This window comes from Streptomyces sp. NPDC047974 (assembly GCF_040653375.1).
Taxonomy (GTDB): Bacteria; Actinomycetota; Actinomycetes; order Streptomycetales; family Streptomycetaceae; genus Streptomyces.
The window spans coordinates 17,647-28,989 of sequence record NZ_JBEZNU010000050.1 but is presented as its reverse complement, the minus strand read 5'-3'; the positions used below and the strand labels follow the sequence as shown (position 1 = coordinate 28,989).

Annotated in this window: 12 protein-coding genes; 7 read left to right on the top strand and 5 right to left on the bottom strand. The window is 71.9% G+C overall.

The genetic code is table 11. From position 1 onward, the window contains the following. The first annotated feature begins 119 nt into the window (after positions 1-119). The 7 genes from pflA to AB0E19_RS36125 all read left to right on the top strand — a co-directional run bounded on the left by pflA (position 120) and on the right by AB0E19_RS36125 (position 6,412). Complete coding sequence (gene pflA / locus AB0E19_RS36155; RefSeq protein WP_362188628.1) at positions 120-917, top strand: pyruvate formate-lyase-activating protein; 798 nt, start codon at positions 120-122, stop codon at positions 915-917. A 124-nt stretch (positions 918-1,041) separates the two neighbouring features. Further along, entirely contained in the window at positions 1,042-2,166 is a 1,125-nt protein-coding gene (locus tag AB0E19_RS36150; RefSeq protein ID WP_362188625.1) for an MFS transporter, read from the top strand. Continuing rightward, positions 2,167-4,479, top strand: a complete 2,313-nt coding sequence (locus tag AB0E19_RS36145) for a molybdopterin oxidoreductase family protein (RefSeq protein WP_362188622.1) — start codon at positions 2,167-2,169, stop codon at positions 4,477-4,479. Positions 4,480-4,485: 6 nt separating this feature from the next. Then, a complete protein-coding gene (locus tag AB0E19_RS36140) occupies positions 4,486-5,133 on the top strand; it encodes a 4Fe-4S dicluster domain-containing protein (RefSeq protein ID WP_362188619.1) in 648 nt (215 codons plus the stop codon). Beyond that, complete coding sequence (locus AB0E19_RS36135; protein WP_362188616.1) at positions 5,130-5,783, top strand: Rieske (2Fe-2S) protein; 654 nt, start codon at positions 5,130-5,132, stop codon at positions 5,781-5,783. The genes AB0E19_RS36140 and AB0E19_RS36135 overlap by 4 nt, the downstream gene beginning before the upstream one ends. Continuing rightward, positions 5,780-6,151 (top strand): DUF6755 family protein, encoded by a 372-nt coding sequence (locus tag AB0E19_RS36130; RefSeq protein ID WP_362188613.1) that lies wholly within the window; start codon positions 5,780-5,782, stop codon positions 6,149-6,151. The genes AB0E19_RS36135 and AB0E19_RS36130 overlap by 4 nt, the downstream gene beginning before the upstream one ends. Positions 6,152-6,193: 42 nt before the next feature. Next, a complete protein-coding gene (locus AB0E19_RS36125) occupies positions 6,194-6,412 on the top strand; it encodes a hypothetical protein (RefSeq protein WP_360607491.1) in 219 nt (72 codons plus the stop codon). A gap of 19 nt (positions 6,413-6,431) precedes the next feature. On the opposite strand, the gene mscL is transcribed toward AB0E19_RS36125, so the two are convergent. The 5 genes from mscL to AB0E19_RS36100 all read right to left on the bottom strand — a co-directional run bounded on the left by mscL (position 6,432) and on the right by AB0E19_RS36100 (position 11,308). Beyond that, complete coding sequence (gene mscL, locus AB0E19_RS36120) at positions 6,432-6,920, bottom strand: large conductance mechanosensitive channel protein MscL (RefSeq protein ID WP_362188608.1); 489 nt, start codon at positions 6,918-6,920, stop codon at positions 6,432-6,434. A gap of 114 nt (positions 6,921-7,034) precedes the next feature. Further along, a complete protein-coding gene (locus tag AB0E19_RS36115; RefSeq protein ID WP_362188605.1) occupies positions 7,035-7,652 on the bottom strand; it encodes a hypothetical protein in 618 nt (205 codons plus the stop codon). Between the two features lie 151 nt (positions 7,653-7,803). Continuing rightward, positions 7,804-8,121: an FmdB family zinc ribbon protein gene (locus AB0E19_RS36110; protein WP_362188602.1), complete on the bottom strand. Its 318-nt coding sequence runs from the start codon at positions 8,119-8,121 to the stop codon at positions 7,804-7,806. Positions 8,122-8,189: 68 nt separating this feature from the next. Continuing rightward, on the bottom strand, positions 8,190-9,515 hold the full coding sequence (locus AB0E19_RS36105) for an MFS transporter (RefSeq protein WP_362188599.1): 1,326 nt from the start codon (positions 9,513-9,515) through the stop codon (positions 8,190-8,192). Between the two features lie 266 nt (positions 9,516-9,781). After that, positions 9,782-11,308 (bottom strand): potassium/proton antiporter, encoded by a 1,527-nt coding sequence (locus tag AB0E19_RS36100; protein ID WP_362188596.1) that lies wholly within the window; start codon positions 11,306-11,308, stop codon positions 9,782-9,784. Positions 11,309-11,343 lie beyond the last annotated feature (35 nt).

The following is an 11,343-nucleotide window of genomic DNA, read 5'->3' as shown; positions in this document are numbered from 1 at the left end:
CTCCGGGGTTCCGGCTCGACTTCGGCTTCTGCTTGTTGTTGCGCAGCAGCCGGTCGGAGGAGAGCTCGACGGCGGCCGTGTACCCGAGCGTCTCCCTTCCTCCCTCAGGAGGTCCTGCCGTGACCAGCCTCGCCACGAGCCCCGCCGCCACCCCCGTGACGGTCGCCGCGGCCGCGACCCAGCGTCCGTCCGAGGGGTCGGTGCACTCCTGGGACCTCTCCACCGGTGTCGACGGGCCCGGCACCCGCTTCGTCACCTTCCTCTCCGGCTGCCCGCTGACCTGCCTCTACTGCCACAACCCCGACACGTGGCGGATGCGGAACGGGAAGCGGACCTCCGCCGACGACGTGATCGCCGAGGCGTCCAAGTACGTCCGCTTCATCGCCGCCTCCGGTGGCGGCGCCACCGTCTCCGGCGGCGAACCGCTCCTCCAGCCCGTCTTCACCGGCGAGCTGCTGCACCGCATGAAGCACGAGCTGGGCCTGCACACCGCCCTCGACACCTCCGGCTTCCTCGGCGTCCGTGCCACCGACGCCCTGCTGCGCGACACCGACCTCGTCCTCCTCGACATCAAGTCCTGGGACCCGGAGACGTACCGGAAGGTCACCGGCCGTCCGCTGAAACCGACCCTGGACTTCGCCCGGCGCCTCGCCGGGCTCGGCCAGGACGTGCACGTCCGGTTCGTCCTCGTCCCCGGTCTCACCGACGACCCCGCCAACGTCGAGGGCGTCGCCGCCTTCGCCGCCGGCCTCGGCAACGTCTCCCGCGTCGACGTCCTCCCCTTCCACAAGCTGGGCGAGGCCAAGTGGCAGGCCCTCGACATGCCCTTCACCCTCCACGACACCCCGTCGCCGGCCCCGGAGCAGGTGGCGGCCGTCCGGGAGGTCTTCCAGGGCCACGGCCTGTACGCGGTCTGACGGCCTGCAGATGGTCTGACGGCCTGCAGACGGTCTGACGTCCGCCCCCTCCGGCCCGGCGACACGGTCACCCACACGCCGGGCATAACGGGCTCAAAAGGTACATACGTCCTACCGTGGCCCCGTGACCGAGCCACCACAGACCGCCGAGCCCGCCGCTCCCGAGCCGGAGGCGACCGCTGCGCTTTCGGACGGCCCCGCACGCCGGACCCCCGCCGCCGTCCGCCGCCGCGCCCTCCTCGCCGGCACCGCCGTCTCCGCCCTCCTCATCGTCGCGATCGTCTTCGGCAGCCGGCTCCTGCGCGACTTCGACTCGGCCCTGCTGCCCTACGCCGTCGCCACCGTCTTCCTCGCCTTCGGCGTCGCCTACCGCTACACGGTCTGGATCTCCGCCCCCGGCGCCCGGCGCCTCTTCCGCCAGGGCTGGCGCTCCTTCTTCTCCGCCGCCAACTTCCGCAAGGCACCCACCGCCCTGCCGAGGATGATCGCCACCTATCTCGGCTTCCAGAAGTTCCTCGGCGCCCGCTCGCACGCCCGCTGGGCCGCCCACCAGCTCCTCTTCTGGGGCTGCATCCTCGCCGCGCTCATCACCTTCCCCCTCACCTGGGGCTGGTTCACCTTCACGTCCGGCACCGGCGACGGCCCCGGCTACGAGATGCGGATCTGGGGCTTCAAGGTCCTCGGCTTCGACTCGCTGAACATCTTCGGCTGGCTCATGTTCCACGGCCTGGACATCGCCGCCGTCCTCGTCATCGCCGGCGCCTCCTACTTCCTGTGGCGGCGCATGAAGGACCGCGGCGCCATCACCGGCCAGCGCTTCGCCTACGACCTGATCCCGCTGATCGCCCTCATCGTCATCTCGGTCACCGGCCTGCTGCTCACCTTCTCGTCGATCTTCCTGCACGGCGGCGGCTACGAGTTCCTGGCGATCCTCCACATGGTCTCGGTCGTCTTCACCCTCGTCTACATCCCCTTCGGGAAGTTCTTCCACATCATCCAGCGGCCCGCCGCCGTCGGCATGCAGCTCTTCAAGTACACCTCCCGCCGCAGGGACGGCGCCGCCGAGGAACTCCAGGCCTGCCGCCGCTGCCACGAGCCCATCGACACCCCCGCCTACGTCGAGAACCTGCGCGGCACCATGCAGGACCTCAAGCTCGACTTCGACGAATGGGCCGAGTACTGCCCCCGCTGCAAACGCGTCCTCCGCGGCAACGCCTACCTCACCCACGTCAAGAAGGGTTTCAAGTAAGTGACCGCGACCGACCCCTCCCGGGCAGTGCCGCTCGATCCCTCCGTCGCTCCGCCCGGCACCCGGAACTTCCGGGACGCCGGGGGGATCCCCGCCGACCGGTGGCACGCCGACCAGAACGAGGAGACGCTCGTCCCCACCCACTGCTGCTTCTGCGGGGTGCAGTGCGGGATGTACCTGCGGGTCGACCGCGCGGGCAAGGTCTTCGGGGTCGAGCCCCGGAACCACGACATCAACCGGATGCGGCTCTGCCCCAAGGGCATCAACGCCTACCAGCAGGTCAACCACCCCGACCGGCTGACCTCGCCGCTGATGCGGCGCACCAGGGACGAGGAGTTCCGGCCGGTCAGCTGGGAGGAGGCGCTCGATCACACCGTCGCCGAGATCCGCCGCATCCAGGGCGAGTACGGCAACGACGCCTTCGGGCTGCTCGGCGGGGCCAGCCTCTACTCCGAGAAGACCTACCTCGTCGGGAAGTTCGCCCGGGTCGCCCTCAAGTCCAAGCACGTCGACTACAACGGGCGCCTCTGCATGGTGTCCGCAGCCGGCGCCAACAAGCTCGCCTTCGGCATCGACCGGGCCGGGAACCCCTTCTCCGACATCCTCCTCACCGACTGCCTCCTCATCGCCGGCTCCAACGTCGGCGAGTGCTTCCCGGTGATGACCCAGTACCTGTGGGGGGCCCGCGACCGGGGGGCCTCCCTCATCGTGGTCGACCCCCGGCAGACCGCCATCGCCCGCACCGCCGACGTCCACGTCGCCCTCAAGCCCGGCACCGACTCCGCCTTCTTCAACGCCGTGCTGCACGTGATCGTCGCCGAGGGCCTCACCGACGAGGCGTACCTCGCCGCCCACACCACCGGCTGGGACGAGGTCCGCGCCACCGTCGCCGCGTACCCGCCGGCCCGCTCCGCACAGATCTGCGGCGTCCCCGAGGAACAGATCGTCCGGGTCGCCCGCATGTTCGCCGGCGCGGGCAAGGCCATGGCCTGGCACGCCCGCGGCGTCGAGCACCACTCGCAGGGCGTCGAGAACTGCCTCACCATCATCAACCTCTGCGTCGCCACCGGGAACATCGGCAGGCCCGGCGCCGGCTACGGCACCATCACCGGTCAGGGCAACGGCCAGGGCGGCCGCGAGCACGGCCAGAAGTCCGACCTCCTCCCCGGCGGCCGCTCCATCTCCAACCCCGAGCACCGGCGGCAGATCTGCGAGATCTGGGGCATCGAGGAGTCCGAACTCCCGCCCGCCGGCACCTCCATGATGGAGATGGTCTGGCAGATGCAGCGCGCCGAGATCCGCGGCCTCATCGGCATCTGCAACAACCCCTTCGTCTCCCTCCCGAACTACGCCACGGTCAAGGAGGGGTACGACACCCTCCAGTTCCACGCCCAGTTCGACTTCTTCCTCTCCGAGACCGCCGCCAACGCCCACGTCGTCTTCCCCGTCACCGTCTGGGCCGAGGACGAGGGCGTCATGGCCAACGCCGAGGCCCGCGTCGTCAAGCACAACAAGGCCCAGGAGCCCCCGGCCGGGGTCCGCACCGACACCTGGGTCATGTGCGAGCTCGCCAAGCGGCTCGGAGCCGGCGACAAGTTCGCCTTCCCCGACTCCCGCTCGGTCTTCGAGGAGCTGCGGATCGCCTCCGCCGGCACCGTCAACGACTACTACGGCATCACCTACGAGCGGCTGGAGGAGACCGGCGGCATCGCCTGGCCCTGCCCGACGACCGAGCACCCCGGCACCCCCCGCCTCTTCGAGGACGGCCGCACCTACCACCCCGACGGCAGGATCCACCTGCAGGTCGTCGAATGGCACCCGCCGATGGACCCGTACAGCGAGGAGTACCCGCTCTCGCTCACCACCGGCCGCACCGTCGCCCACTTCCTCTCCGGCAACCAGACCCGGCGGCTCGGCGCCCTCGTCGAGCAGACGCCCCGGCCCTGGGTCGAGGTCCACCCCTCGCACGGCTTCCGCAACGGCGACCCGGTCCGCGTCGTCACCCGGCGCGGCAGCGAGGTCTTCCCCGCCCTGGTCACCGAGGCCATCCGCCCCGACACCGTCTTCGTGCCCTACCACTGGCCCGTCCCCACCGCCGCGAACGCCCTCACCATCGACGCCCTCGACCCCCGCTCGAAGATCCCCGAGTACAAGGTCTGCGCGGCCCGCATCGAGGCCGCCGAACGCGTCGACGAGGTCCCCGCGCCACCGACCGCCCCCGGGCAGCTCGCCTACCCGGAGACGCAGGTCTCCCGCACCGACCCCCTGCCGCCCACGTCCCCGCAGGGCCGTGGCACCGCGGAGAGGAGCTGACCGCGCATGATGGGCCGCACGATCTTCATCGACCCGGGCCGCTGCATCGGCTGCCAGGCCTGCGTCTCCGCCTGCCGCGAATGCGACTCGCACCGCGGCAAGTCGATGATCCACCTCGACTACCCCGACGAAGGCCACTCCGTCGCCTCCCTTCCCACCGTCTGCATGCACTGCGAGGACCCCGTCGCCCCCTGCGCCGAGGTCTGCCCCGCCGACGCGATCCTGGTGACCGCCGACGGCGTGGTGCAGCAGGCCGACACCACCCGCTGCATCGGCTGCGCCAACTGCGTCAACGCCTGCCCCTTCGGCGTCCCGAAGATCGACCTCCAGGCGAAGCTGCAGATGAAGTGCAACCTCTGCTACGACCGCACCGCCTACGGCCTCGCCCCGATGTGCGCGACCGTCTGCCCCACCGGCGCCCTCTTCTACGGAACCCTCGAAGAGCTCCAGAACGAGCGCCCCGGCGTCCAGGTCGCCGACTCCTTCACCTTCGGCACCACCACCGTCACCACCGGTGTGGCGATGGTCGTCCCCGCCGACAAGGTCCAGTGGCCCGTGCCCGGGGGGCTGCCGGTCGTCGAGATCAATGGAGTGGACGTGAGCGCAGCGAACTCGGACAAGGGTGGCGGCGGGCGACGGGAGGGCGTCCGATGAGCGTCACCGACCCGCAGCCGCCCGTGCCGGACGCGGGCGCCGACGCGGCGCAGGAGGCGCTCCGCGACCGGATCGCCGCCGACTCCCTCACCACCCGCCGCGACTACCTGCGGATCGTCGCCACCGTCTCCGGCGGTCTCGCGGTCGGCGGGGTCGCGGTCGCCTCCGGCATCCTGCACCGGCACGGCGACGCCGACGGCGTCCCCGAGGTGAAGAGGATCGCCGACGTGATCCTGCCCGGCGAGTCCCTCGCCTTCCGCTACCCGGGCGACGAGGACCGGGCGATCGCCGTCCGCATGGAGGACGGCACCCTCGCCGGCTACTCCGCCGTCTGCACCCACCTGGCCTGCGCCGTCCTGTGGCGCAAGGACCGGGGCAGCGAGGGCGAGCTGTACTGCCCCTGCCACGAGGGGGTCTTCGACGCCCGCACGGGAGAGGTGACGGCCGGCCCGCCGCCGCGCGGGCTGCCGAAGGTGATCCTGGTCGAGCAGGTCGACGGCAGCGTCTGGGCCATCGGCACCGCCCGCTCCGGAGAGAGCCTGCAGGAGGGCTACTGCCGCCAGCGCGGCGCCGGCACCCCGCCCTGTGCCGCTCTGCGGGCCGACGCGCCCGCCGGCCGGCCCGGCACCGAGAGGAGCGAGCGCGCATGACGAACGGAGATCCGGTCCCGGAGCGTCCCGCGTACCGCCCGGGGAGCGCGGAGCCGCGGCTGAACCGTCCGGTGCACGAGCGCTATCCGCAGATCCGGCCCACGAGCGGATACGGCGACCCGCGGATCCGGCACACGGGGCCGGGTCCGGGGGCGGGCACGGAGCAGGAGCCGGAGCGCTCCTCGAAGCTGTCGGCGCGGCTCGCGCTGGCGCTCACGGTGGTGATCGGCCAGCTCTGGGGGCTGACCATCGTGGTGGACGAGTGGATGTCCGGCGACACCGGCACCGCCTGGTGGGGCGCGGGATTCCTCGTCCTGTCGTTCCTGGTGGTCCTCGGGCTGTGGGCGCTGGATCCGAAGGACCGCTGATCGGGCCGGTCCGGGGCGGGGGAGCGGGCGTACTCTGAAGACATGAGCACCGCCCCCGCCCACGGACCGCGAGACGCGAAGCCGAACGGCATTCGGCCGAATTCCCAGAAGCCTCCGAAGCCGGTGATCGTCTTCGACGATCCGCTCGACGTGCAGTCCGCGGACGACACGGACCGCGGGTGGGGTGAGCGGCCTCCGGCCGGCGGCGGCGCCGCCGACCTCGCGCGCTTCCTCGACGAGAAGCCGCCGCACCACCTCTGACGCCGGGGCGTGTCTCCGGTCAGGAGGTGGAGTGGGTCCCCTTGTCGCTGCTGGGGCCGCGCTGCGCGACCAGGTGGTCGCGGATCTCCTTGAGCACCTCCAGCTCGCTGACCTCCAGGACCTCCTCGACGCCCTCCTTCGCCTTGTCGTGCGCGGCACGCTTGGCGAGGACCTTGGCCATCGGCAGGACCATCAGGAAGTAGACGACGGCCGCGGTGATGATGAAGCTGAGGACCGCGCTGAGGACGGTGCCCCACATGATCGGGATGCCGGTGACGACGTTGCCGGCGTCGTCGATCTGGCAGGGGCCCTTGAGGCAGGACCGGTAGCTCTCCAGGTCCTTGGTACCGAAGGCGCCCACCAGCGGGTTGATGACTCCCTTGACCACCGAGTTCACGATGTTGGTGAACGCGGCACCGATGACGACCGCCACCGCGAGGTCGATCACGTTCCCGCGCATCAGGAAGGCTTTGAAGCCCTCCAGCACGCTTTCCTTCTTCTCGGCCACCAAGGTGCCTTTCTTCGGGTGGGCTGCTGTGTGCGCAGCCATTAGGCCGTGAAGGGCGCGAGGCCGTCCAATCCGTACACACGGGACGGTGACTTGACAGTGAGTCAGTGCGAATCAGCACACTGTCACCGCCAGTTGGGACGTGACACCGGCACCTGCCAGCGCCGTCGCGGTCGCCCGGGGCACGGAGAGGACGATCAGCGCCCCGCCGTCCGAACGAGTCTCGCCCGGGCGGGGGACTTCGGCCACTCGGGCGGCCCGCGCCACCACCCGCGCCGTGCTGTCGCCGTTCCCCAGCGGGGAGTTGGCGAAGGGTGCGGCGATGACGTCCACGCGGTCGCCGGCGCGCAGGAGTCGTACGGCCTCCGCGTCGGCGATCCGTACCGGCGCGGACACGAGCCGGACGGGGGCGGGCGCGGGCGCGCGGGCCGCGGGTGCGGAGACGGGCCGGGCCCCGGGGTCGGACCGGCCCGGTGGCCCGGTCCGGGAGTCGGTGGCGGTGGCGGTGGTCAGCGCGAGGGCGGCGGCCGTGAGCAGGAGGAACGCGCCGGGCGCGTGGCGCAGCCGGGGCCGGAGCCGTCCGCCGCGGACCCGCAGCGGCGGGAAGTCCGGCACCGGGCAGGGCCCGGGCACGGGCCCCGTGGGGTTCGTGCCCGGCGCGTTCGCGGGTACGTTCGCGGGGGCTTTCACGGGCGCGTTCGCGTGGCCGGCACGCGTGTGTGTCGTCTTCATGCGCCCACGGTGGCGGCCGTCCGGCGAGCCCGCTCCGGCCTGTGGAGAACCCACTGCCTGTGGACAACCCGCCCACGCCTGGGGGGTATGCCGAAGCCCCGGTCCCCCTTGTGGGGGCCGGGGCTTCGGTGATGCGGTGTGCGGGGTGGCCTCAGGCGGCCGGCGTCGAGCCCGCCGACGTCGAGGTGCTCGTCGACGAGGCCGGCTTCGCGTCCGAGGAGGACGACGACGAGGAGGTGGACGTCGTGGAGGACGTCGAGCTCTTCGCTGCCGGGGAGCTGCTGGACGAGGCACCGCGGCTGTCGTTCCGGTAGAAGCCGGAGCCCTTGAAGACGATGCCGACGGCGGAGAACACCTTCTTGAGGCGGCCGTGGCAGGCGGGGCACTCGGTCAGCGCGTCGTCCGTGAACTTCTGGACCGCCTCAAGGCCCTCGCCGCACTCGGTGCACTGGTACTGGTAGGTCGGCACTAGTCTTCCTCCTGGCACTCACACTCATCGAGTGCTAACGACGATCCATAGTGACGTATTCCGTCGGTTCAGTCCACCGCCACCGGCACGCGGTGACCGATGCCACGTGCCGCGGCCCGTGCCGCGACCCTGCTCGCCTCGCGCGGCCTGAGCCGCGAACGCAGGGCGATCAGCGTGACGAAGGCGAGCGCGGTGCCCGCGGCGGGGACGAGGAATCCCGCGGCGGAGCCCTGGGCGTCGGCGAGGCGGCCGGCGACCGTGACGGCCAGCGCCTGGCCGAGGGCGACGGCGCCGGTGAGCCAGGTGAAGGCCTCGGTCCGGGCGGTGGCCGGGATCAGGGTCTCGACGATGGTGTAGCCGGTGATCAGGGCCGGGGCGATGCACAGGCCGACGACGAGGCCGAGGGCGCCGAGCAGCAGCACCGAGTGCGCCGTCCACAGCAGGGAGGCGGCGACGGTGAGGCCCGCGTAGCCCAGGATCAGGCGGCGGCGGGGGCCGGTCTTCCAGGCGACGGCGCCCATGGCGATGCCGGCGAGCATGTTGCCGGCGGCGAAGACGCCGTAGAGGAGGCCGTTGGCGCCGGGGTTGCCGATCTCCTCGCTGAAGGCGGTGAGGGAGACCTGCATGCCGCCGAAGACGGCGCCGATGCCGAGGAAGGCGACGATCAGGACGCGGACGCCGGGGACGGAGAGCGCGGAGCGGTGCGGCTCGGCGTCGGCCCGGCCGGCGGCGGCGAGCGTGCCGAAGGCCGGCTGGGTGGCGCGCTGGGCGGCGAAGAAGAGGCCGCCGACGAGGGTGAGGACGGCTTCGGTGATCAGGCCCGCGGCCGGGTGGACGCCGGTGCACAGGGCGGTGGCGAGGACCGGGCCGACGACGAAGGTGAACTCGTCGGTGACGGACTCGAAGGCCGCGGCGGTCGGCATCAGCGGGGTGCCTCCCCCAGAGCCTTCGGCCTGGGAGGTACCCCCACCAAGTTTGGCCGCCCAGCGGGCCCGGACCATGGGCCCGACCTGCGGGACGGAGGCGCCGGCGGGCACGGCGGCGAGGAACAGCGCCCACAGCGGGGCGCCGGCCAGCGCGAGCACGACGAGCAGCGAGACGGCCGCGGAGTGGACGATGACGCCCGGGACGAGGACGGCCCGCTGGCCGAAGCGGTCGGCGAGCTTGCCGCTCTGCGGGGCGAAGACCGCCATGGAGACACCGGTGACGGCGGCGACGGCGCCGGCGCTGCCGTAGGAACCGGTGGTGTGCTGGACGAGCAGGACGATGCCGATGGTCAGCATCGCGAAGGGCTGCCGGGCGGCGAAGCCGGGGATCAGGAAGGAGAGCGCACCGGGGGTGCGCAGCAGCTGCCCGTAGCCGGGCCGCTTCTCGGAGACGACCGTGGACGCCACGGTCCTGGCCTTTCTGCCGCCTGGTAGCGCGCCGGGGCACGGTGGTGCCGGTCTCGCCGAGAGCTGTCCTCTTGCGCGGAACTGCGGTAGATACCGGGAGGCCCCCCACTGCGGGAGGGGGCGCTGCGGCCGCCATACGGTCGCGCCAGCTCTGCGTCAGGCAGAGTTGGTTCGATCAAGTGTGCCTTCATGGTACAGGGAGGAGCGCTCTCCTGCCTGCGATTCCACTGGGAAGAACACTCCTGACCCCCAAATAATGCCCGCGATTAATGATCCTTCGGCGTCTGCTTCCCCGTCACCGACGCCGGCCGGTGGAACCGGGTCGCGGTCGTGGTGACCGCCTTCCGCCCGTCCCCGGTGCCGAGCCAGCCGGCGAGCTTGCCGCCCTGGCCGACCGCGCGCAGCCGCCGCTCGGTGGCGTCGCGCACCGGGTCGGTGGCGACGACGAGCAGCTCGTCGCCCTTGCGCAGCACGGTCGCCGGGCCCGGTACGAAGCTGGTGTCGTCCCGTACGACGAGGGTGACGGCGGCACCGGTCGGGAGGCGCAGTTCGGCGACCTCGACGCCGTGCATCCGGGAGCCGGGCGGGATGGCGACGGAGAGCAGGTGGCCGCGGAGCCGCTCCAGAGGGGCGGACTCGACGCCGAGGTCGGCGGCGCCCGCGGAGTCGCCGAGCTTCAGCGCCCTGGCCAGGTAGGGGAGGGTCGGGCCCTGGACGAGGGTGTAGACGACGACCAGGACGAAGACGATGTTGAAGATCCGCTCGCTGCCCTCGATCTGCCCCACCATCGGGATGGTGGCGAGGATGATGGGGACGGCTCCGCGCAGGCCGGCCCAGGACATGAGGGCCTGCTCCTGCCAGGGGATGCGGAAGGGCAGCAGGCTGACCAGGACCTCCATGGGCCGGGCGACCATGGTGAGGACGAGGCCGATGACGACGGCCGGCCAGAAGTCGTTGACGAGCTCGTGCGGGGTGACGAGCAGGCCGAGCAGGACGAACATGCCGATCTGGGCGATCCAGCCGAGTCCCTCGGCGAAGCCGCGGTTGGCGGGGGCGTGCGGCAGCTTGGCGTTGCCGAGGATCATCGAGGCCAGGTAGACGGCGAGGAAGCCGGAGCCGTGGGCGAGCGCGCCGGCCGCGTAGGCGGTGACGGCGATGGCCATGACGGCGATCGGGTAGAGGCCGGAGGCGGGCAGGGCGATGTGCCGGAGCCCGTACGCCCCGAGGAAGCCGACGGCGAGGCCGACGGCAACGCCGATGGCGAGCTCCAGGGCGATCTCGCCGACGAGGACGTACCAGTGGTCGACGGGGCCCGCGGTGGAGAAGGCGACGACGAGGATGACGACGGGGGCGTCGTTGAAGCCCGACTCGGCCTCCAGGACACCGGTGACCCGGGCGGGCAGCGGCACCTTGCGCAGCACGGAGAAGACGGCGGCGGCGTCGGTGGAGGAGACGACGGCGCCGATGATCAGCGCCTGGCGCCAGTCCAGGCCGACGAGGTAGTGGGCGCCGGCGGCGGTGATGCCGACGGAGACGGCGACGCCGACGGTGGAGAGGACGACCGCGGCCGGCAGGGCCGGCCTGATCTCCTTCCACTTCGTGCCGAGACCGCCCTCGGCGAGGATGACGACGAGGGCCGCGTAGCCGATGACCTGGGTGAGTTCGGCGTTGTCGAAGGCGACGTTGCCGATGCCGTCCTGACCGATGGCGACGCCGATGCCGAGGTACAGCAGAAGGCTGGGGAGCCCGCTCCGGGACGAGATCCGCACGGCGGCGACCGCGATCAGCAGCACCAGCGAGCTGATCAGCAGGAGTTCGTTGAGCTCGT